The sequence below is a fragment of the Shewanella ulleungensis genome, assembly GCF_014648315.1.
GTDB classification, from domain to species: domain Bacteria; phylum Pseudomonadota; class Gammaproteobacteria; order Enterobacterales; family Shewanellaceae; genus Shewanella; species Shewanella ulleungensis.
The window spans coordinates 40,294-61,639 of record NZ_BMQW01000007.1 but is presented as its reverse complement, the minus strand read 5'-3'; the positions used below and the strand labels follow the sequence as shown (position 1 = coordinate 61,639).

Here is a 21,346-nt window from a genome sequence, read left to right as displayed (position 1 = left end):
TGCTTGCTACCCATATGCCCAGCCTTAAACCGCTGGGCATGTTGTTATTTGCTTTAAATTTAGCCGCTAACAGGTTAACATTTGCATCCCTTTTTTTAGCATAAAGACTCACTGGTGATATCTAAAACTCGAAATTATGATTTACACCTAGTGATCGTGTTTATGTCTTTGGCCACAGCGATGATCTGTTCATTCGGTGTTGGCAGTGCATTGCTGGCCGAAGCGGGTAGTATCAGTCTCGATATGTTATTAATCCGCCCCGACACATTAGGCGACTATATGAACTCGCCACTAGCCGTAGTATTTAACTTGTCTTTACTGGCCGGTGGTTCATGCTTCTTGTTAGCCATGGTGGCCGTGTTTAATACCTATCAAGATGGGCTGAGTCGTTACTTGGCCATGGTGGGTTGCGTAGTTGGCGTTAGTATTATTTTGATGGGGGTGTTTCCGGTAAACTTTTTAGACACTCACCGCAAAGTGTCGACCCTGTATTTAATCAGTTCAATTGTGCTGCATTTCGTGTGTATTTTGGATTATTTCAAACCCGGTAGTACCATGAATAAACGCATGCTATCACTCACGATTATCGCCTTAATCTGTGGCACCATATTGATAATGTTACTTGATTGGAATCAATTGGATTTCCCCCCTTGTTCAAATTATTTACCACAGTTTTGCGTGGTGTCTTTAGCGATGTGGTCGCTGACTCAAGCAAATATTTTATGGTGTGTTTGTCTTAGTTTCAGCATGATGAAAACCATAAAATTACAGCAACAAGTGGCGTATAAGTGGTTAGAGAATTATTAGTTTTTAAGGTAGCTCAAAGACATGTCTTTGATTCGCATTAGTCATTATTTGGCCTTGTGTGGTGTCGCGTCACGCCGCCAAGCGTCGCGGTTAATTGACTGTGGAAGAGTGACGATTAACCAACAAATAGCCACCCATACCGAGCTTATTGATAGCCTGCAAAGCCCCGATATTTGTGTTGATGGTGTTGCTGTTTTAGCCCCGCAAGAGAAGCAATATTGGTTGTACCATAAACCTGTTGGCATTGATTGTCGGTTATTGATAAACGACCCAAGCAGTTTGATCCATTTGCTGCCACAAACCCCAAGATTATATCCTGCAGGTCGTTTGGACAAAGACTCTCGTGGCCTGTTGTTACTCACTAATGACGGTGAGTTAACCCAAGCGCTTATGCATCCCGATTTTTACCACACAAAAACCTATATTGTGCAGGTTAATAAACCGCTAACGCCAGCGTTTTTAACAAAAATGGCGCAAGGTGTGAGCTATAAAGATGTGCAAACTCGCCCATGCAGCATACGCTCATTGAGTGATTTTGTTGGGGAGGACACGTTTGAAATCGTTTTAACCCAAGGATTAAATCGCCAAATTCGCCGCATGTGCCAAGCGCTAGGCTATAGAGTGATTGATTTACTCAGGACAAAATTAATGGATGTGGAGTTGGCTGATCTGCCAGAAAAAACAATGCGGCCAGTGTCGGCCGCAGAGTTATTAAGCTTAACGCAACTCAGTGAGTCAACGTTAGTGAATTAAAACAGATGTTATTTAGCAATATCCATTTCAGCTAATAGGTTGTCAGCATTGTCTAAATACTTCATCACCCATAGCATGTAGCGGCTATCAACTTGAATAGAACGATTGCTTTGAGCATCGTAGCCCCAATCGCCAATAATGCTTTCGTATACGCCATCAAACAATAAACCGACGAGTTCAGCACGACCATTTAACGTTGGTGAACCAGAGTTACCGCCGGTGGTGTCTAGCGTCGATAAAAAGTTAACGGGTACAGAGTCAATCGCTTTAACGTAGTAATCACCGTATTGCTTTTGCTTAATCAGTTCAAGCTGTTTAGCTGGTGCATCAAATGGGTCAACCCCAGTATCTTTGGCTAAAAGTCCTTCTAAGCGGGTAAATGGTTCGGCCATTAAACCATCTTGTGGTGAGTAACCTTTAACATTACCGACAGTGACCCGTAAGCTTGAGTTTGCATCAGCATAAACTGGTTTACCTAGCTCACGGTTATAAGCAATGATGGCATCCATGTACTGTGGACGCACTTTCATGAGTTCGCCTTCTAATTGCTTTTTGGCTTTTTCTAATGCCATGTCAGAGTCATAGGTTTGTACTGCAAATTGAATAAAAGGATCGTTTGAAGCTTTAAAGTCAGCAACCGATTTATTCATCCACGCTAAACGAGTGTCTTGATCGTCTAACTTGGTTTTAGCGTACATTTTGTCGAGGGTTTTCGCTAAGGCTTTAGCATCAAACTTATTGGTAATCCCAAAGGCTTTATCTAATGATGCAATGCGTTGCTCACCAGGCAATGCGGCATAGCGAGTCAGTAAATCCGCTAATAAGGCTTTATCAACATTGGCAGCATAACGACGGTCAATTCGCTCCATGCTTGAAGTAAAGTTGGTCATGTCGCGGTCTTGATAACCGGGCTCACGCGCCATATCCGCTAAGGTTTTTTCATTTGCTAAACGATATAAGCTGCGTGCTGTGGTTACCATAGTCGTGTAACCGATATAACCCAGTAAAATGTCACGCTCTTGGTTTTGCTGGCTTTTTGCGACCAGTTGTTCCAAATTTGATAACGTTTCGCCGTATTGTTGTTGACGTTTTTTATCTTTACCAATCCAATTCGCTAGATCGCTTTCTACTTTTTCTCGTTCAGCCAACATGGTTGATTTGCCATAAAACTCAATCATCGAGGTAAAGTTTTTAGCATAGTTGGCAAGACCAGCGATTAAGCTTTCGTATTTTATCCGCTCATCGCTACCCTCAGGGGCCGTTTCTTTAATGATATCAATCATTCGTTCTTGCAAGACTTTTCCTTCAGGATAAGCCCAGCCAAATTGATTGCTGACTTCATCTGCTGTGCGGTAACGATTGGTGCGACCTGGGTAACCTGCAACCATCACAAAGTCACCATCGCTCACGCCTTTGGCTGATACTTTTAAAAAGCTTTTTGGCTCATAAGGGACGTTGTCTTTACTGAAATCTGCTGGCTTACCATCTTTTGACACATAAGCACGGTAAAACGAGAAATCGCCGGTGTGGCGTGGCCACATCCAGTTGTCGATATCGCCGCCGTATTTACCCACGCTTGCTGCTGGGTTATAGGCTAGGCGCACATCGCGAATTTCGAGTTGTTTAACGAGGTAATACTCTAAACCACCGTGGAAGCTATAAACCTGGCAACGATAACCGTCTTGTTGCTCACACTCAGCCACTAAGGTTTTTTGTTGAAGCTCAATGCCTTTGTAAAATTCATTACCCATTTTATCCATTTGGCCCGCGATCACTTTATCGGTCACATTAGTGACTTCTTCAGTCACAAAAATGCGCGAGCCAGGCGTGGCTGGTAACTCTTCTGCATATGTTTTAGCTAAAAAACCGTCTTTAAGCAGGTTTTTTTCTGGAGTTGAGTTGTACTGAATTGAACCATAAGCGCAGTGATGGTTAGTCACTACTAGGCCTTTTGGCGATACAAATGATGCGGTACAACCGCCTAAGCTGATTACTGCGTTCATTGGGAACTCAGTTAATTTTGAAATTGAATCAGCGCTTATCTCTAAGCCTTTTGCTTTAAGTTCGTCAGCCATTGCAGGCAATTGATGTGGCTGCCACATTCCTTCATCTGCTGCTGCGCCAAAACTGGCGGCGATAGCGGCGGTCAATAACCATGTTCTCATTATAATTATTCCATTCTAGGTAATTTATCTGTTGCCCAAAAAACAAAAAAGTCAGGCTAGGCCTGACTTTAACAAAAGATTCACTGTCATGATAGCGTCTGAAAAACTCGCTTACAAATCATTAATACTCTTGCTTAGGCGAGTGCAACCATGAGTTGGGCAAACACAATAAGCACGCCTGCTAAACCCGCTAATAACAGTGCAAATGTACCGCCAGACACTTGATAGCCGCCCAGGAGTTGTGCACGCTGTTTTAACGCCATAGCAATGGGTAAAAAGATGATCATAACCACTAGCGGTATTGCTGCAAACCCGAGGACTTGGAAAAAGCCGTCAGGGTAATACAGTGCACAAAGCAGCGGCGGAACAAAGGTGATAAGCCAGGTTTTAGCTCGCCCCGCAATGTCATCTCTTGCCCGTGTTAGCTCAGCAACATAATCAAATAAGCTCATAGTCACCCCTAAGAATGAGGTAATCAAAGCAAGGTTGGCAAACAAGTCAATGGCTTGGCTAATCACGCTCGACTCAACCAGCCCTTGTAATGCAGCCACAAGTTTAGGCAGTGAACCACCAAAACTATGCACTGCTTCGCCACCTAATGACCCAAGTGTGACCAGTAACCATAAAATGTAGCAAACTAATGGGATGGTAGAGCCAATCAATAACACTTTTCTGAGTGATATGGCATCACCATCAAGGTAGCGTACGATAGTGGCAATACAAACATGGAAACCAAAAGAGGTAAATACTACAGGGATAGCAGCTAACCAAAGTTGTTGCAGTGCATCGCCCGAGGCTACTGTTGTCGAGTAGTTATTTAGGGCGCTTATTAGGCTAACATCGGGTAGTAAAAAGCTCACAACGACGACCAATAACAACACCATTGCCGTAAATAATATGCGCGATATTTTATCAATCCACTTTACGCCAATGGCGATAAGTCCGCCAAAAAATACCGTGAATAAAATCACTGCAACTTGATTACTCATGTTAATGCCAATGGGTTCTAACCGCGTTTCAAGTAACGATGAACCACCCATTAAATAGACCATGGTAAGCGCGAATAATAAGCTCAGAAAAGAGCCGCCTTGAATTAATTGCCCGACTTTACCCAGTGTTTTACCTGTGATCGCGTGGACGTTATCGCCAACACCGCTGCGCAAATTGATTTCTAGCATGAGTAAAGAGGTATAGGCTGAAATAGCCCAGATGACGATTAATAGAATTAACGCAGGGATAATGCCTAATGCAGCGGTTGCTAATGGTAAGGCGAGCATTCCACCACCAATGGCGGTTCCGGCAACGATAGAAATAGAACCTAAGGTTTTTAAATTCACAGCAAACGTCCTGTCTAATTATTATTTTATTTGTGTCGGACATTAGCAGAATGGTGACAGAGCAGGCAAGGATCTTCGGCAGTTAAAGGCCAACAGCTGTGTTTATAAACAATTACATAACATTGAGCTAAACTATTTTACACGCTAATATTGCAATAGTGTAGCATTACGGCGTTACTGTGTGGCGGTCATGTTTTAAGTCACGCTTACAATGTAAAAAACAGTCGATTGAATAAATCAATTTAGTCGTTATAATGCGTCTAGTTTTAGGGGAGTAGCTAATCTTGTCATGCTGTTAAGGATGCAAGATGTCTGTATCAACATAATTGGCCTCATGCCATGGTACAGACAGTAACATGCAGTTAATCACTGATGTTTACCCAGCGAGACCTAAGCACAATCACTGTATTAAGGGGTATGCAGTGGCTTGTGCTTAGTTGTCATTTACCCCAAGGATTATCACATTGGACGCGTTGTTCACTTCAACTTTCTCTGTTGCTATTGCTGAAATCGGCGATAAAACTCAATTATTGGCTTTGTTATTAGCCATCCGTTTTAGCAATAAAACAGCCATTATCAGTGCTATTTTACTCGCTACACTAATTAATCACTTTTTAGCTGCTTGGTTTGGTCAATGGGCGATCGGTTGGCTTGATCCTAAATGGTCACAATATATTGTGGCCGCGAGCTTTTTTGCCATTGCATTATGGGTATTAATTCCAGATAAAATGGACGATGATGATCATCGCTTTTATAAACTAGGAGCATTCGGTGCCACGTTTATTTTGTTTTTTATTGCCGAAATAGGTGATAAAACACAAATTGCGACCGTTGTGCTGGCAGCCAAATATCAATCATTGACATGGGTGGTTATCGGTACCACGTTGGGCATGCTTATCGCGAATGTGCCTGTGGTTTTAGCTGGGCACTTTAGTGCAAACAAGTTACCAATGACACTTATTCATCGAGGTTGTGCAGTGTTGTTTGCACTGCTTGGTGTAGCCACGCTCATGTGGTAAACAGAGGTATGATGATAAAAAGTCCAATACTCGATAATAAAACCGCCCGAGGATTGCCTTGGGTGGTGGCAATTGCATTTTTTATGCAGTCATTGGACGGCACCATCCTCAATACCGCCTTACCAGCAATGGCCAGCGACTTAAACGAAGATCCGCTGCGTATGCAAGGCGTTATTATTGCCTACATGCTTACGGTGGCATTATTGATCCCTGCATCAGGCTGGATAGCCGATCGCTTTGGCACCAAAAAAATCTTTTTCAGTGCGATTGTATTGTTTAGTTTTGGCTCGTTACTTTGCGCATTATCAAACTCATTGGACATGCTCATTGGTGCTAGGGTTGTACAGGGACTCGGCGGTGCATTGATGCTACCTGTCGGGCGCTTGGTTGTGCTAAGGGCTTACCCTCGCTCTGAGCTCGTACGGATTATGGGCTTTATCACTATACCTGGGCTACTCGGTCCATTAATTGGCCCAACAATGGGCGGCTGGATGGTGCAATACTTAACCTGGCATTGGATATTTCTAATTAATCTGCCGGTGGGACTCGTGGGATGTTATGCAGCATTTAAGTACATTCCCGATTTACGTGGCAAACAAAAATCGCGTTTTGACAGTGTAGGATTTCTATTATTTGGTGCTGCAATGCTGTTTATCACCATTGCCATGGAAGGATTGGGAGAGCTGCATTTACCCTATTTGCGAGTCATGTTGCTGTTATTTGCTGGCATGGCATGCTTGGTCGCTTATTGGTTGCGGGCAAGCCATGTCGCCAATCCATTGTTTTCACCATCTCTGTTTAATACCAGAACATTTGCTATTGGTCTTTTTGGTAATTTATTTGCAAGACTGGGTAGCGGTGCTTTGCCTTTTTTAGTGCCATTGCTATTGCAAGTCGCTTTGGGTTATTCACCCTCCCAAGCAGGAATGAGCATGTTACCTTTGGCCGCAGCTGCTATTTTAGCTAAGTCATTAGCGAGGCCGATTATCGAACGCTTAGGTTATCGGCTTGTGCTAACCGCAAACACACTGGCATTAGGTATTATGTTGGCCAGTATCGGTTTAGTCAGCGAGCAAACACCTTATGGGTTGTTGCTCGTTTTGTTGGCGGCTTTAGGTGCGATTAACTCTTTGCAATTCACTGCAATGAATGCCGTAACACTGATTGATTTAAATGATGAAAATGCCAGCAGTGGCAATAGTTTATTATCTGTCGTTGGCCAGTTATCGCTAAGCTTAGGCGTTGCATGTGCTGGCGCTTTGCTCGGAGGTTTTAGTGGCGATATGGCTGGCGATACACAAACGACTGTATTGAGTGCATTTCAGCTCACGTTTGTGAGTGTTGGGGTCATGACCATGCTCGCAGCGGCAATTTTTTCTTTGTTGTCAGAAGACGATGGACGCATGCGTGCGTAAGATTAACAACATTTGTTATAAACACAGACAAAGCATTGTTGAATTTAGTTTTTTAATTAAAAAATTTGTGCAGTTAAACACACTTCTCACCTTTAAGTTGGTTAAAATATAAACATAAGTCTCGTTTTTTTATATCACTAAGGAGTGGGAGATGAGTATTAAAAAACATGGCCTATCGATTGGCATTAATCGTATCGAGAATGTTTTTTTTGTGACGTTAAAAGCAGTTGGTACTTTAACTCATGAAGATTATCTGGTGATTACGCCAATGCTTGAAGGTGCATTAAGCCAAGTTGAACAACCTAAAATTAGCTTATTACTCGATGCAACCGAACTTGAAGGTTGGGATTTACGTGCCGCTTGGGATGATTTACAACTGGGGTTAAAGCATCAGTCTGAATTTGAACGCGTGGCCATATGGGGTAATAAAGGCTGGCAAGAATGGGCGACTAAAATGGGCAGTTGGTTTATCTCAGGTGAGATGAGGTATTTTGAAGATCAAAATGACGCATTAAAATGGTTGCGTTATTAATTTTCACTGGTTGTAAAAATGAAAAACCTAGCATTAATTGCTAGGTTTTTTTTGACATTATGTCTCTATGCCGTGGTATTAATATTATGACCGCTATTACCTACAGGTTGCGGTGCTGGCGCGGCGGCTTCAATCAACTGCAGTGCCATTTGACCTTCTGCTTTTTGCTGATCTTTCGCCATTACAGCGACTTTTAAACTGTTACCAGAATCAATTGTAGTTGGCATTGATGATGGTGCATTCACACTGATAGGCATGCTTTGTCCTCAGTTTTGACTTGGTTTAACTCTATCGGCATAACAGCCTATAGCTTGAGCTATAAGTCATTTTATTTGTCGTGAACAGTTGATACATTGCGCGCAATTAATGTGTGATATAATTGAATTTTGATGAGATTACGTGTTGGATCTGTACGGATACAGTTTCGATTATTATTTGTGAGCTGAGTAAAGCCTATGTCTATTAAAAATGCCCCCGAGCAAGCGGTTAATCCTTTAGCACTTGAAAACCAAGTGTGTTTTTCATTATACAGTGCCACGAATGCCATGATCCGCGCGTACAGACCATTATTAGATGGATTGTCGCTAACCTATCCACAATATTTGGTGATGATGGTGTTGTGGAAAGAGCCAGGGATTAGTGTGAAAACCTTGGGGGAAAAGCTGCACCTTGATTCTGGTACATTAACGCCGCTACTAAAACGCCTGGAGGCTAAAGAGTTAGTCAGTCGTGGTCGCAGTGAATTAGACGAGCGAGTGCGTGTTTTACATGTCACAGAAGCTGGGCTGCTATTACACCAACAAGCGTTAACTGTTCCAGAACAAATGCGTTGTAAAGTGGGTGGAACGCTAGAAGATTTAGCCCAACTTAAACAATTGTGCGATCAGGCATTTGCTATGCTGAATTCGGGTGAGGCAACAAGCTGTGAAATGTGATTATTTTCAGCGCGGTGATTGTTTATCATGCCGTAATATTTCGCAGCCGATGGCAGAGCAAATTGACACTAAGCAAAAAAAACTTGTTGAATTATTTAGTGAGCTAACGGTCGCAAAATGGCTGCCACCGGTATTAAGTGCGGAGTCTGGTTTTCGTAACAAGGCTAAAATGGTGGCACTAGGTGCCGCGCATCAACCCATTTTAGGTTTGGTTAACCCACAAGGCGAGGCTGTTAGTTTATGTGATTGCAGCTTATATCCTCATGATATGCAAATTCTCCTGCACAGGTTACAGCGTTTTGTACAACAAGCAGGGTTACCGCCATATCGCGTCGACAAAGCCAAAGGTGAACTGAAGTACATATTGCTGACTCGTAGCCAAAAGCTGGGCCAGTTTATGTTGCGTTTTGTTTTGCGCAGTGAGCAAGCCATTGCTCGGATTGAACGTGAATTAGGGCAACTATTACACGAGTTTCCTGCTATTGCGTTAGTGTCCGTTAATATTCAACCAGTGCACATGGCGATATTAGAAGGCGAACAAGAAATATTTTTAACTAAGGCGACTCGCTTAGAAGAGCAGTTCAATCATGTGCCGCTATTTATTCGCCCTAAAAGTTTTTTCCAAACAAACCCAGCCGTTGCTGAACAATTATATCAAACCGCCCGCGAGTGGGTTGCAGAGTTTAACCCAAGTTACATTTGGGATTTGTTTTGTGGTGTTGGTGGTTTTGGCCTGCATTGTGCCGACAAACATATTCGTTTAACGGGTATTGAGATTGAAGCAGAAGCAATTGAATGCGCCAAAATGTCCGCTGAACAATTGGGGTTAACAAATGTGGATTTCAGTGCGCTAGATTCCACACAATTTGCTCAAGGGCAAGCAGTCCAAGATAAGCCAGATTTAATTATTGTAAATCCTCCAAGACGCGGTTTAGGCAAAGCCTTGTGTTGCTCACTAAGCCTTTTTGCCCCAAAAGCCATTGTGTATTCAAGCTGTAATCCCAATTCTCTCGTGACTGATTTAGCCAATATTGAGGGCTACCGTATTACTAAAGTGCAGCTGTTTGATATGTTTCCACATACAGATCATTTTGAAGTATTAGTTATGTTAGAAAAGCAGGTGAGTTAAAAGTAGGGTGGTCATGAAAGTGTCATTTTTATGTCATAAAATGATGGCTTAACATAAAAAGGAACTGGGCGATGTGGCAAATTTTTAGTCGTTTTTTAGCGTTAGGCTTAATCAGCTTTGGTGGCCCCGCGGCGCATATTGGTTACTTTAGAAAAACATTTGTTGATGATCTGCAATGGCTCGACGGTAAACAATACGCTAGTTTTGTCGCCTTAAGTCAATTTATGCCCGGCCCAGGCTCTAGCCAAGTTGGCTTTGCTATTGGTTATCACAAAGGAGGCTTATTTGGCGGCCTAGCGGCATTTCTTGGGTTTACCTTGCCATCGTTTTTGTTGCTGTTTTTGTTTGCGGTAACCAGTGCTCAATGGTTAGAAATAACGGCAGTACAAGGAGTGATCCACGGCTTAAAGCTGCTTGCTGTTGTGGTGGTGGCGGATGCAACGTTGTCAATGTTTAGTCAATTTTGTCAGCGTAAAACAGCTAAAGTCTTAATGGCTGCTACAGCGGTTGCCATTATCTTAATGCCATCAATGTTAATGCAAATAGTGGTATTGATTGTGGCTGCTATTGCAGGAGGAATATTCCTCACTCGAGGTGAGAATATTATTCCAGAAAACCCACCTATCTCGCTCGATTACCGCTGGCTTGCATTGTTTATATTGTGTTTAAGTAGTTCACTGTATTTTATAGGTAACAACGACAGTTTAGGGCAAATTTTTGCCCAGTTTTTCCAAGTGGGAAGTTTAGTTTTTGGTGGTGGTCACGTAGTGCTCCCTTTATTAGAGGCTAGCGTAGGCGAATACATTACACCGGATAGATTTTTAACTGGTTATGCACTTGCACAAGCGATCCCGGGCCCGATGTTTACTCTCGCCACCTTTTTAGGGGCAGACTTATGGTTAGAATCACCTATTTTAGGAGCTGTTGTAGCAACGTTAGCGATATTTTTACCGGGCTTTTTACTCATGCTAGTAGGTTTAAAAAGTTGGCATGCTATTAGTCAACGTCCCAATATCGCAGGTGCATTAGCAGGCGTAAATGCTGCCGTTGTAGGCTTATTATTAGCGGCACTTTATCAACCTGTTTTTACCAGTGCAGTGATCATGCCCTCAGACATGGCCATGGTTATTATTGGGTTTTGTGTGCTTAAAGTCTTTAAACCTAGCATTGTTTGGTTAGTTGCGGGGTTTGCATCTGTTGGGGTAATACTCACATTGATATAGTGTCACATTTAATCAGTACATTTTTGCGACATATTTCACTTTATGGACGTGTAAAGTTTGGCTACATGGTGTAAACATCTATACTGAATAGATTATTACAACAAAAGGCTGTCAATTATGCTGAAATCCTCCTTACGCAATAAACTTTTAGGATTGTCGTTAATTCCTTTGTCATTAATTTTGGCTGTGTTATTGGGCCTATTTTATGTGAATGAAGGTACGTCTTTAGAAAGCGATATTATCCAATTTCGTGGAGAGTTAATTTCAGAAAGAAAATCCCAACTCGCTGAGGCAACTGAAATTGCTAAAGGCGTCGTAGAGTATCAATTAGCCTTAGGTAGTAATGGTAACGTTAATCAAGCATTGCGCGATTTACGTTTTGGCAGCGCGGGTTATTTCTTTATGTACGATGATACCGGCAAAAATATTTTTCATGCGACCATGCCTGAACTTGAAGGGCAAAACAAAATAGATATGGCCGATCCTAATGGGACTAAAATTATTGTCGGTCTATTAAACTCTGCAAAGTCTGGCGATGGTATTTTTTCATACTTTTATAAGAAACCGGGCACAGAGCAATTAATCGAAAAACTGGGTTATGCTGTCATGGTGCCAAATACCAACTGGATGTTAGGTACTGGGGCCTACATTGATGATATCGAGCAAGCCATTGACAAGTTTCACGACGAAAAAGCAGAGCGCATGAATACTAAGGCGGTGATGTTTTTAATGATGGCATTAGGGTTAACGGGAGTAACCGCATTTTTAGTCATTGTGATGGCGCACAAACTTGTGGTTCCTATCCAAAATATGGCTAATTCACTTAATGATATTGCTAAAGGTGAAGGCGACTTAACTAAGCGGTTAGATGTCAGCAGTGAAGACGAAATTGGTCAATTAGGCAGTGCATTTAATTTGTTTGTCGATAAGCTGCAAAATATTATTAGTGATGTGGCTGGTGCTACAGAGCGAGTTAAGCATGGTGCGCAAAGCATTAGTGGCCAAACGGTTTCAATGACCGAGCAGCTCTATAGTCATAATAATGAAATCGATCAAATTGTGACTGCTATTACTGAAATGTCGGCAACGGCCAATGATGTTGCCCACAATACTAGTATGGTTGCAGACGCCACGCATACCGCATCAGACAATGTGACCAAGGCTCAAGATTGTGTTGATACGTCATTAACTGAAGTGTCAAACTTAATGAAACAAATCGACAATGCAGCGGCCGATGTTAAATCGTTGAGTGAACAGTCTCAAAAAATTAATTCAGTGCTAAGTGTGATTGGTGGCATCGCTGAACAAACAAATTTATTAGCGTTAAATGCGGCAATTGAAGCTGCACGAGCAGGTGAGCAAGGCCGCGGTTTTGCTGTTGTTGCAGATGAAGTAAGAAATCTAGCTAGCCGAACTCAAAGTAGTACAGTAGAAATTAACGACATGTTATCGCAATTGCATAAGTTAGTGACAAAAGCTGTGCAAACTATGCAAGAGAGCCAAACAAGTTGTTTAAGTTCGGTAGAGTCATCGCGAGCTATTTCTGAAAGTTTAGGCGCAGTCACTTCTTCTGTGACCAGTATTAATGACATGAGTACCCAAATTGCTACCGCTGCAACAGAGCAAAGTTCTGTGACAGAAGAAATACATCGTAATGTTAACTCAGTTCAAGAAATCGTTAACTCACTGTTGGCTGCTAGTCAGGATGCATCTGGTTTAAGTAAAGATGTGGCCAACGAAGGCCAAACCCTTGCGAAGTTAGTTGGGCAGTTTAAGGTGTAACTTGCTGCTCTGTGTAACGAATAACGCGACCGAAAATGAATCCTAAGTGGGTTCATTTTTTTATGGATAAACGCTTACAGAGTGAACGGCTGGTGTCCTGAAATTTATTCGCCATTAGTTTGTTAATAATCGACCTTTCGGTCTAGGTTTAGCGCGTGTCATGGGGTAAAATGCGCCGTTGCACCTTTTGTTAACTGCTAATTTAAGTTGAATATTCATGTTTGAAGTTAATCCGGTAAAATTCAAAATCAAAGAGCTCGCTGAACGTACTGAGCTACTTCGGGGGTATCTTTGACTACGCTGCTAAAAGTGAGCGTTTAGAAGAAGTCAGTCGCGAACTGGAAAGTTCAGAAGTGTGGAACGTACCTGAACGTGCTCAAGCACTGGGTAAAGAGCGCGCTGCATTAGAGGCGGTTGTTAAAACCATTAATGATATGGACGCAGGTCTTGAAGACATCGAAGGGTTGCTTGAGTTAGCAATCGAAGAAGATGATGAAGAGACGTTTAACGATGCGGCAGCTGAACTTAAAATTTTAGACACCCGTTTGGCTGATTTAGAATTCCGTCGGATGTTTTCTGGTAAAAGTGACGCATCGAATTGTTACTTGGACATTCAATCTGGCTCGGGTGGTACTGAGGCGCAAGATTGGGCCAACATGGTATTACGCATGTATTTGCGTTGGGGCGAAGCTCACGGCTACAGCCCAGAATTAATGGAAGTCAGCGACGGTGATGTTGCGGGTATTAAAGGCGCAACCATTAAATTTAACGGCGAATATGCTTTTGGTTGGATGCGTACAGAAACGGGCGTACATCGCTTAGTACGTAAGTCTCCATTTGACTCATCAGGCAAGCGTCACACGTCTTTCTGCTCGGTGTTCGTTTATCCAGAAATTGACGATGACATTGAAATCGAGATCAATCCATCTGATTTACGTATTGATACTTACCGTGCCTCTGGCGCGGGTGGTCAGCACGTTAACAAAACAGATTCAGCGGTACGTATCACTCACTTGCCAACGAATACCGTTGTGCAATGTCAAAACGATCGTTCGCAACATAAAAACCGTGACTCAGCCTACAAGCAATTAAAAGCTAAGTTGTACGAGTTAGAAATGCATAAGCAAAATGCCGACAAGCAAGCTGCTGAAGACGCTAAATCAGATATCGGCTGGGGCAGTCAAATCCGTTCATACGTATTAGACGATGCGCGAATTAAAGATTTACGTACAGGGGTTGAGAACCGCAATACTCAATCTGTGTTGGATGGTGATTTAGATAAGTTTATTGAAGCCAGCCTAAAATCAGGACTTTAGTTTAATCAAATTAACTTTTTTCGCCATGTATCAAAATGTGGTGAGTAAACGCGAGAATATAACATGACCGAACACGTACAAGATGAAAACAAACTGATTGCAGAGCGTCGCGCTAAACTAGAACACATCCGTACTAGCTGCCCTGCAAATGCTCATCCTAATACATGGCAACGTAGCCATAAAGCGGCTGAATTGCAGGCGCAATATGGTGAGCAAACAAAAGAAGCCCTAGAAGAGTTAGGCTTTCAAACCAGCATTGCCGGTCGTATTATGGCTAAGCGTGGTCCATTTTTAGTGATTCAAGACGTGTCTGGTCGTATTCAAGCCTATGCTGGCAAGCCAGTGCAGGGCGACTTAAAAGAGCGTTATCAAGGTTTAGACATCGGTGACATCATCGGTGTTAAAGGTCAGCTGCATTTATCTGGCAAAGGCGACTTATACGTCAACATGGAAGAGTATCAATTGCTGACTAAAGCATTGCGTCCATTGCCTGAAAAATTCCATGGTTTAACTGACCAAGAAACGCGTTATCGTCAACGTTATGTTGATTTGATCGTTAACGAAGATTCGCGTAATGCCTTTATTATGCGCTCTAAAGTGGTTGCTGCAATCCGTAACTTTATGGTTAAAAAAGAGTTCATGGAAGTTGAAACGCCAATGATGCACGTTATTCCTGGTGGTGCGTCTGCACGTCCATTTGTCACGCATCACAACGCTTTAGACATGGCCATGTACTTACGTATTGCACCAGAACTTTATCTCAAGCGTCTAGTGGTCGGTGGTTTTGAGCGTGTATTCGAAATTAACCGTAACTTCCGTAACGAAGGCTTATCACCACGTCATAATCCAGAATTCACCATGATGGAATTCTATATGGCGTATGCTGATTACAAAGACTTAATGGACTTAACCGAAGAAATGCTCAGTTCAATCGCCATTGATTTACTTGGCAGTGCGCAAATGCCATACGGCGAGCACACGGTTGACTTTGGCGGTCCTTATGCGCGTTTAAGCATGTTAGAAGCCATTCAAAAGTACAATCCAGACAACGCTACCATTCAAGCAATGACCTACGAGCAAGTTAAAGACGTTGAATTTATGCGTGATTTAGCGAAGAGCTTAGGCATCAAGCTAGAAAAATTCTGGACTTGTGGCCAGTTACTAGAAGAAATTTTTGGTGAAACAGCAGAGCCTAAGTTAATGCAACCTACGTTCATTACCGGTTACCCTGCAGACATTTCACCACTTGCACGTCGTAACGACAATAATGATTTTATTACTGACCGTTTTGAGTTCTTTATCGGTGGTCGTGAAGTGGCTAACGGCTTTAGCGAGCTTAACGATGCAGAAGATCAAGACAACCGCTTTAAAGCGCAAGTTGATGCGAAAGATGCTGGCGATGACGAAGCCATGTTCTACGATGCAGATTATATTACTGCACTTGAGCACGGCTTACCGCCAACAGCAGGTCAGGGTATTGGTATCGACCGTTTAGTGATGTTATTCACTAACACCCATACTATTCGTGACGTGATTTTATTCCCAGCGATGCGCCCACAAGCCTAATCGCCCATGTTGGCTTGAGCCAATATTGAGGAATAATAAAAAACCAGCCTGCGGGCTGGTTTTTTGTTGCTGTTTTTTGTTTTAGTGAGTCGGTCTAACTCTTAAGTTAAAAACGGGCGTTAACCATTTGGAAGGTTTTATAACCACCAGTGAGATTACGTACTTTAAAACCATGCTGAGAAAGCATGCAATAAGCAACATGCCCGCGTAAACCCACCTGACATAAGACAAGTAGCTCTTTGTCTTTAGGCAGTTCGTTGAGTCTGTCACGCAGCTGCGGCAGTGGAATATTCATAGCGCCATCAATTGCGCCTGCTGTGGTTAGCTCACCCGGATTGCGCACATCTACAACAACTTGTCCTGCGTTTACAGCGCTTATATCGTGCGAGTGACAAATCTGTTCATCACCTAACAATACATTAGCGGCCACCATACCTGCTTGGTTAACCACATCGCGCGCCGAGCCAAATGGCGGTGCATAAGTAAGCTCAAGGTCGGCTAAATCATATACCGTCATGCCAGCCCGTTGCGCTACGGCCAATACATCAATTCGTTTATCTACGCCATCTAGCCCCGCAGCTTGAGCCCCTAAAATAGCGCCATTATCTGGGCTAAATAATAGCTTTAACGTAATAGGGTGCGCGCCAGGGTAATAGCTGGCGTGGCTGGCAGTGTGCACATAAATTTTCTCAAATGGGATTTGCTGTTTGAGTAACGTTTTTTCGTTTAAACCAGTAGACGCAATGGCCATATCAAAAAGTTTACAAATCGCAGTGCCTTGAGTTGCACGATATTTTATATTAGCGCCTAACATGTTATCTGCCGCTAAACGCCCTTGTCGGTTGGCTGGCCCTGCGAGTGGGATTAACGTTGGGTTACCCGTGACAAAATCAGCGGTTTCAATTGCATCACCCACGGCATAAATATCAGCGTCTGAGGTGCGCATTTCATCATCAACTCGAATGCCACCGAGCTTGCCTAACTCAAGGCCGCATGCTGATGCTAGGCTAGTTTCTGGTTTGACACCAATGGCCAAAATCACTAAATCTGTGGCTAATGTGCTGTTATCGCTTAGGGCTAATTGCAAGTGAAAGTGTGGTGATACAGGTTTGTCGTAGTCATCGGTGTTGTCTGCTTCAGCCAGTGGGATCGGGCATTCAGTTACGGCGGCAAGCCCAGTTTTTAAGCGTAAATCAACACCATTATCGATCAGTTTTTGGTGCAGCATGTTTGCCATTTCAAGATCAACAGGTCCCATCACTTGGTCCGCAAGTTCAAGCAAACTCACTTCTAAGCCTAAATGACGTAACGCTTCGACCATTTCTAGACCAATAAATCCACCTCCCACAACAGTGGCATGTTTGGGTTTATGCAGCATTAAGGTGGCGAGGACTTTATCCATATCGGGAATATTACGTAGGCTATGAACAAAGTGGCTATCAATACCTGGCAGTGGTGGTTTAATCGGCGAGGCGCCAGGGCTTAGCAATAATTTATCATAAGATTCGATATAGGTTTCATGCGTAACCAGATTTCGAATACTGAGTTGTTTTGCTTGACGATCGATCGCGATCACTTCATTTAATACTCGCACCTCAACATTAAAACGTGATTTAAAGCTTTCGGGCGTTTGCAGTAATAGTGCGTCTCTTGATTCTATCTCGCCGCTAATATGGTAAGGCAAACCACAGTTAGCAAACGACACAAACTCGCCCCTTTCTAACATAATTATTTCAGCGGTTTCAGAGACTCTTCTTGCTCTTGCCGCTGCAGATGCTCCACCGGCAACACCACCAATGATGACAATTTTAGTCATGTTTATCTCCAATAAGGTTAAGTCATTAAGCCTATTAATCGAGGTGTAATAGGCTTACGGAATAGGTTTTAGGTAATCGATTCGTTTTGATGTGCTTTTTGACATTCAAAGCACTGGCCATACATATTGAGGCTATGGTGGTGAATGCTCATGCCATGATGCTCGGCAGCTAAGCTTAAACGCAATTCAATCAGCGGATCGACAAAATCAATAACCTTGCCGCAGGTCAGGCAAATTAAATGATCATGGCGTGGCTTATTGCTAAGTTCGTAAACTGTTTTTTCTGATTCAAGTAAGCGACGAGTCACAAGGCCTGCTTGCTCAAAGTCAGACATCATCCGGTAAACACTGGTGAGTCCGATGCTCTCACCTTGTGCATTAATACCTTGAAAAATGCTTTCAACGGTTAAGTGTTGCTCATCAACCTGATTGATAAATTCGAGTAGTTTACATCTTTGACTGGTTACTTTTAGGCCAGAGTCTTTTAATACTGTTTGCATTAGCCTTACCTATTTACGCCTAACCGTGTTGACTGTACTGCCGATTTAGCTGATGTTTTTTGTCATTAATGCTTTACCATTAATTAAACTATCAACCACCTTGTGCCTTGCTGCTTTCACTAAATTGGCCAGTGTTTGACGAGATACGCCCATTGATTTAGCCGCTTCTTGTTGTTGCATACCGAGCAGATCAACTAAGCGTAATGCTTCCATCTCATCCTCAGCCAGAGGTACCTGTTCCAACTGTGTCATTGGAATACCATTAGGTTTAAAGCAAATGTTGGCGCGTTGTCCGCATATGGTTCTGGGTATTTTAGGTCTTGCCATTTGACACCTCATTTTTAGCATATGCTATATATACTGAATGTAGTTCACACATGCAAGCTCTATTCTTTATTGAGTTTGAGATACAAACAGATCTTTGATCTAGCCCATAAAGCTGACAACTCTACGATACTGATTTTATCACTGTGCTAAATCAAGCTAGCATTGGAGTGTTAGTGACTGTTTAGTGATGATATTGATTCATATGGATACTATCCGAGAGATTATTTTATAATCCGTGATACGCCAAACATTGCAAACAACTATGAAGCGCCAATTACCAATCAGCCACACTAACAAATCAAATAACGCGGTAATGATTTTTATTATATCTGGTGGTGATAAACTTATAAGCTCCACGTCTCAAGTGCGCCATCTGAGCTTAAGGTCAATAGCTTACCATTGGGTTTCATTACCATTGAAAATACCGTAGTGCCAGCGTTATAGGCGGTGATATCCCAATGAGAAAGCTCTTTTCCAGATGATACATCCCAATAGATAACACTTTGTTTTGACGTTGCGGTAATTAAGTTTTTGCCGTGATTGACGAATAAAGCCTGCCGAAAATAGCGATAGCGTTCAAGGTAATCTAGATGACTTACTGACTGCATTGTTTGGGTATCGATAATGACATTGTTATCGAGTGCATCGGCAATAAATAAGCGCCGATTAGCGTCATCAAAACTCACGCTGGTGATTTGTTGAGGACGTGAGAAACTGCTGATCAACTCACCGCTATAAGCAGCCCAAATGTGTACATCACCATCAAGCCCAGTCGATAATACCTGCTGTTCAAAGCCCGATAGTTCAACATGATTAACTGCGGCGCTGTGTTGTTTAAACAATGACATTGTCATGCTACTTCGTTGTATCACTGTAATTGAACCATCATTCATTCCTACCAAAATAGTGCTGCCTGTTTGGCTTAGAAAAAGGCTCGAAATACTGGCGTCGGGATTAAATCCCTGAGCGGGCCAACGGATATCTAATTTGCCTGTCTCAAGGTTAAAAACGGATATTTTTTGTTTGCCAGCAGTCGCAAGGAATTGTTTGTTACCTGATAACGCCAGCAGATAATTGGTTTCATCAAAGTCATCGTCAGACCATTGATGTAATAGTTGGCTTGTTGCCACATCCCAAATTGATAATGTACGGCTTCTGCCTAATGTAATAGCCATACTGGCATCGTTAGACAATACGCCATCAATTAGCGTTTCTTGAACAAGTTGTTGAATATTATCGGAGGTTTTCATCACCTCAGCTTGATTGCAGCCAGAGACAATCATCATTATCGTGATGACGGTAATAAAGTGCACATTGATTAGTAATCTAGAACCGGCATTAGCTAACAATTTAATTCCCCTATAAGAAAGATGCTTTCAACATAATAACATAGAGGGTTACCGCTGGTTTTAATGGTTTGTAGTGACATGAATAGCGCGACTTTTTATTAAAAATGGCATGATTTTTTGATATAGAAAAGTCTGCGTTCAAATTATGCATCTATTAAGAAAAACCGAATTCAGGCACAATAGCGGCAATTTTGGTAGTAGCACTAGGAACCCACATGACGCAAATAACCCTAACAACGCCAGACGATTGGCACCTTCATTTTCGTGATGGTGACATGCTGCGTGAAACCGTACCCGCAACAGCAAGGTTGTTTAAACGTGCGATTGTGATGCCAAACCTAGTGCCACCGGTTACCAATGCCGACATGATTGTGGCCTACCGTGAACGCATTCTAGCAGCGCGCCCACAGGGTAGTGACTTTGAGCCGCTAATGACGCTGTTTTTAACCAACAACACTAGCGCCCAAGATATTATCGACGCTAAGGCCGCCGGTGTGGTTGCCGCTAAGTTGTATCCTGCTGGTGCCACGACAAATTCGGATGCTGCAGTAAAAGCATTAGATGCGTTATTTCCCATATTTGAAGTGATGGCTCAGCAAGGCATGTTGTTGTTAGTGCACGGTGAAGTGACAGAGTCGCACATTGATATTTTTGATCGTGAAAAGCTGTTTATTGACCGCTATTTGTCTCGCATTGTTGAAGCTATTCCTCAACTTAAAGTGGTGTTTGAGCACATTACTACTAAAGAAGCTGCCGAGTTTGTAGCAGGGGCTTCAGCCAACGTGGCCGCCACCATTACTCCGCAACATTTACTGCTAAACCGTAACGATTTATTAGTTGGTGGTGTTCGTCCACATAACTTTTGTTTGCCTGTGTTAAAGCGCAATATTCATCAGCAAGCTTTGCAAGCAGCAGTAGCGACTGGTTCAAGTAAGTTCTTTTTAGGTACCGATTCAGCCCCACATGAAAAACACCGTAAAGAGTCTGCATGCGGTTGTGCAGGCTGTTACAGTGCGTGGAGTGCATTAGAGTTATATGCGCAGGTGTTTGATAACCTAGGTGCACTCGATAAGTTAGAAGGCTTTGCCAGTTTCCATGGTGCTGATTTTTATGGTTTGCCACGTAACACAGGTACTGTCACGTTAGTAAAACAAGAGTGGACAGTGCCAGAAGAAATTATTTTGCCAAACGGTAATCCAATCGTGCCATTTTTTGCTGGCCAAACAGTGAATTGGAAAGTAAAAACTGCCTAGTTATTGCATAGGTAAATAAGCAAAAATGCCGGGGCATTAATGGTTACTCATTAATGCCCCGGCATTGTCTATTATAGGCTCACCGGGTTTAGCGTAGCAGGCAAAATTCATATGCTAATAGA

19 protein-coding genes and 1 riboswitch are annotated in these 21,346 nt (G+C 42.7%); of the genes, 12 read left to right on the top strand and 7 right to left on the bottom strand.

Annotated elements, in window-relative coordinates; genetic code table 11:
- The first annotated feature begins 114 nt into the window (after window positions 1-114).
- Window positions 115-807, top strand: coding sequence for a DUF998 domain-containing protein (locus IEY40_RS13865; RefSeq protein ID WP_188957175.1), 693 nt, complete (start codon window positions 115-117; stop codon window positions 805-807).
- Between the two features lie 30 nt (window positions 808-837).
- Complete coding sequence (locus IEY40_RS13860) at window positions 838-1,560, top strand: pseudouridine synthase (RefSeq protein WP_188957408.1); 723 nt, start codon at window positions 838-840, stop codon at window positions 1,558-1,560.
- Window positions 1,561-1,568: 8 nt separating this feature from the next.
- Here IEY40_RS13860 and IEY40_RS13855 read toward each other — a convergent pair whose 3' ends face one another.
- The gene (locus IEY40_RS13855) at window positions 1,569-3,725 is read right to left on the bottom strand and encodes a S46 family peptidase (protein ID WP_188957173.1); all 2,157 of its coding nucleotides are present in this window, start codon (window positions 3,723-3,725) and stop codon (window positions 1,569-1,571) included.
- A 134-nt stretch (window positions 3,726-3,859) separates the two neighbouring features.
- The gene (locus IEY40_RS13850; protein WP_188957171.1) at window positions 3,860-5,062 is read right to left on the bottom strand and encodes an aromatic amino acid transport family protein; all 1,203 of its coding nucleotides are present in this window, start codon (window positions 5,060-5,062) and stop codon (window positions 3,860-3,862) included.
- Window positions 5,063-5,319: 257 nt separating this feature from the next.
- Window positions 5,320-5,430, top strand: a riboswitch (yybP-ykoY riboswitch).
- 96 nt (window positions 5,431-5,526) lie between these two features.
- Between IEY40_RS13850 and IEY40_RS13845 the strand changes: the two genes are divergently transcribed.
- The 3 genes from IEY40_RS13845 to IEY40_RS13835 all read left to right on the top strand — a co-directional run bounded on the left by IEY40_RS13845 (window position 5,527) and on the right by IEY40_RS13835 (window position 8,028).
- A complete protein-coding gene (locus IEY40_RS13845; protein ID WP_188957169.1) occupies window positions 5,527-6,081 on the top strand; it encodes a TMEM165/GDT1 family protein in 555 nt (184 codons plus the stop codon).
- A gap of 8 nt (window positions 6,082-6,089) precedes the next feature.
- Window positions 6,090-7,496, top strand: coding sequence for a multidrug transporter subunit MdtD (mdtD, locus tag IEY40_RS13840; RefSeq protein WP_188957168.1), 1,407 nt, complete (start codon window positions 6,090-6,092; stop codon window positions 7,494-7,496).
- 151 nt (window positions 7,497-7,647) lie between these two features.
- Window positions 7,648-8,028, top strand: a complete 381-nt coding sequence (locus tag IEY40_RS13835; RefSeq protein WP_188957166.1) for a SpoIIAA family protein — start codon at window positions 7,648-7,650, stop codon at window positions 8,026-8,028.
- Between the two features lie 65 nt (window positions 8,029-8,093).
- On the opposite strand, the gene IEY40_RS13830 is transcribed toward IEY40_RS13835, so the two are convergent.
- Window positions 8,094-8,285 carry a cytoplasmic protein gene (locus IEY40_RS13830; protein WP_188957164.1) on the bottom strand — a complete coding sequence of 64 codons (192 nt, stop codon included), beginning with the start codon at window positions 8,283-8,285 and terminating at the stop codon, window positions 8,094-8,096.
- Window positions 8,286-8,483: 198 nt separating this feature from the next.
- Here IEY40_RS13830 and ohrR point away from each other — a divergent pair, with 198 nt between their 5' ends.
- From ohrR to lysS, 6 genes are all read left to right on the top strand, one after another.
- On the top strand, window positions 8,484-8,963 hold the full coding sequence (gene ohrR, locus IEY40_RS13825) for a transcriptional regulator OhrR (RefSeq protein ID WP_188957162.1): 480 nt from the start codon (window positions 8,484-8,486) through the stop codon (window positions 8,961-8,963).
- A 49-nt stretch (window positions 8,964-9,012) separates the two neighbouring features.
- Window positions 9,013-10,092, top strand: coding sequence for a 23S rRNA (uracil(747)-C(5))-methyltransferase RlmC (rlmC, locus tag IEY40_RS13820; protein WP_229777118.1), 1,080 nt, complete (start codon window positions 9,013-9,015; stop codon window positions 10,090-10,092).
- A gap of 71 nt (window positions 10,093-10,163) precedes the next feature.
- Entirely contained in the window at window positions 10,164-11,315 is a 1,152-nt protein-coding gene (chrA, locus tag IEY40_RS13815) for a chromate efflux transporter (RefSeq protein ID WP_188957158.1), read from the top strand.
- 117 nt (window positions 11,316-11,432) lie between these two features.
- Window positions 11,433-13,097: a methyl-accepting chemotaxis protein gene (locus tag IEY40_RS13810; protein ID WP_188957156.1), complete on the top strand. Its 1,665-nt coding sequence runs from the start codon at window positions 11,433-11,435 to the stop codon at window positions 13,095-13,097.
- A 217-nt stretch (window positions 13,098-13,314) separates the two neighbouring features.
- Window positions 13,315-14,413 (top strand): peptide chain release factor 2 gene (gene prfB, locus IEY40_RS13805; protein ID WP_188957154.1). Its coding sequence is split into 2 segments (ribosomal slippage): window positions 13,315-13,389 and window positions 13,391-14,413, totalling 1,098 coding nucleotides; the frame shifts between segments, so codons are not numbered across the junction.
- A 63-nt stretch (window positions 14,414-14,476) separates the two neighbouring features.
- Entirely contained in the window at window positions 14,477-15,979 is a 1,503-nt protein-coding gene (gene lysS / locus IEY40_RS13800) for a lysine--tRNA ligase (protein WP_188957152.1), read from the top strand.
- Window positions 15,980-16,085: 106 nt separating this feature from the next.
- On the opposite strand, the gene IEY40_RS13795 is transcribed toward lysS, so the two are convergent.
- The 4 genes from IEY40_RS13795 to IEY40_RS13780 all read right to left on the bottom strand — a co-directional run bounded on the left by IEY40_RS13795 (window position 16,086) and on the right by IEY40_RS13780 (window position 19,971).
- Entirely contained in the window at window positions 16,086-17,795 is a 1,710-nt protein-coding gene (locus IEY40_RS13795) for an FAD-dependent oxidoreductase (RefSeq protein ID WP_188957150.1), read from the bottom strand.
- A gap of 68 nt (window positions 17,796-17,863) precedes the next feature.
- Complete coding sequence (locus IEY40_RS13790) at window positions 17,864-18,295, bottom strand: transcriptional repressor (RefSeq protein ID WP_188957148.1); 432 nt, start codon at window positions 18,293-18,295, stop codon at window positions 17,864-17,866.
- 45 nt (window positions 18,296-18,340) lie between these two features.
- A complete protein-coding gene (locus tag IEY40_RS13785) occupies window positions 18,341-18,622 on the bottom strand; it encodes a DUF134 domain-containing protein (protein WP_188957146.1) in 282 nt (93 codons plus the stop codon).
- Window positions 18,623-18,966: 344 nt separating this feature from the next.
- On the bottom strand, window positions 18,967-19,971 hold the full coding sequence (locus IEY40_RS13780; RefSeq protein ID WP_229777113.1) for a WD40 repeat domain-containing protein: 1,005 nt from the start codon (window positions 19,969-19,971) through the stop codon (window positions 18,967-18,969).
- 215 nt (window positions 19,972-20,186) lie between these two features.
- On the opposite strand from IEY40_RS13780, the gene pyrC reads away from it, so the two are divergent.
- Complete coding sequence (gene pyrC / locus IEY40_RS13775) at window positions 20,187-21,224, top strand: dihydroorotase (protein WP_188957144.1); 1,038 nt, start codon at window positions 20,187-20,189, stop codon at window positions 21,222-21,224.
- Window positions 21,225-21,346: the final 122 nt, after the last annotated feature.

Coding starts and splice junctions, on each gene's coding strand:
- ohrR (WP_188957162.1), top strand. CDS start 8,484: ATGTCTATTAAAAATGCCCCCGAGCAAGCGGTTAATCCTTTAGCACTT.
- chrA (WP_188957158.1), top strand. CDS start 10,164: ATGTGGCAAATTTTTAGTCGTTTTTTAGCGTTAGGCTTAATCAGCTTT.
- IEY40_RS13795 (WP_188957150.1), bottom strand. CDS start 17,795: ATGACTAAAATTGTCATCATTGGTGGTGTTGCCGGTGGAGCATCTGCA.
- IEY40_RS13835 (WP_188957166.1), top strand. CDS start 7,648: ATGAGTATTAAAAAACATGGCCTATCGATTGGCATTAATCGTATCGAG.
- rlmC (WP_229777118.1), top strand. CDS start 9,013: ATGGCAGAGCAAATTGACACTAAGCAAAAAAAACTTGTTGAATTATTT.
- IEY40_RS13790 (WP_188957148.1), bottom strand. CDS start 18,295: ATGCAAACAGTATTAAAAGACTCTGGCCTAAAAGTAACCAGTCAAAGA.
- IEY40_RS13855 (WP_188957173.1), bottom strand. CDS start 3,725: ATGAGAACATGGTTATTGACCGCCGCTATCGCCGCCAGTTTTGGCGCA.
- IEY40_RS13810 (WP_188957156.1), top strand. CDS start 11,433: ATGCTGAAATCCTCCTTACGCAATAAACTTTTAGGATTGTCGTTAATT.
- lysS (WP_188957152.1), top strand. CDS start 14,477: ATGACCGAACACGTACAAGATGAAAACAAACTGATTGCAGAGCGTCGC.
- pyrC (WP_188957144.1), top strand. CDS start 20,187: ATGACGCAAATAACCCTAACAACGCCAGACGATTGGCACCTTCATTTT.
- mdtD (WP_188957168.1), top strand. CDS start 6,090: ATGATGATAAAAAGTCCAATACTCGATAATAAAACCGCCCGAGGATTG.
- IEY40_RS13785 (WP_188957146.1), bottom strand. CDS start 18,622: ATGGCAAGACCTAAAATACCCAGAACCATATGCGGACAACGCGCCAAC.
- IEY40_RS13830 (WP_188957164.1), bottom strand. CDS start 8,285: ATGCCTATCAGTGTGAATGCACCATCATCAATGCCAACTACAATTGAT.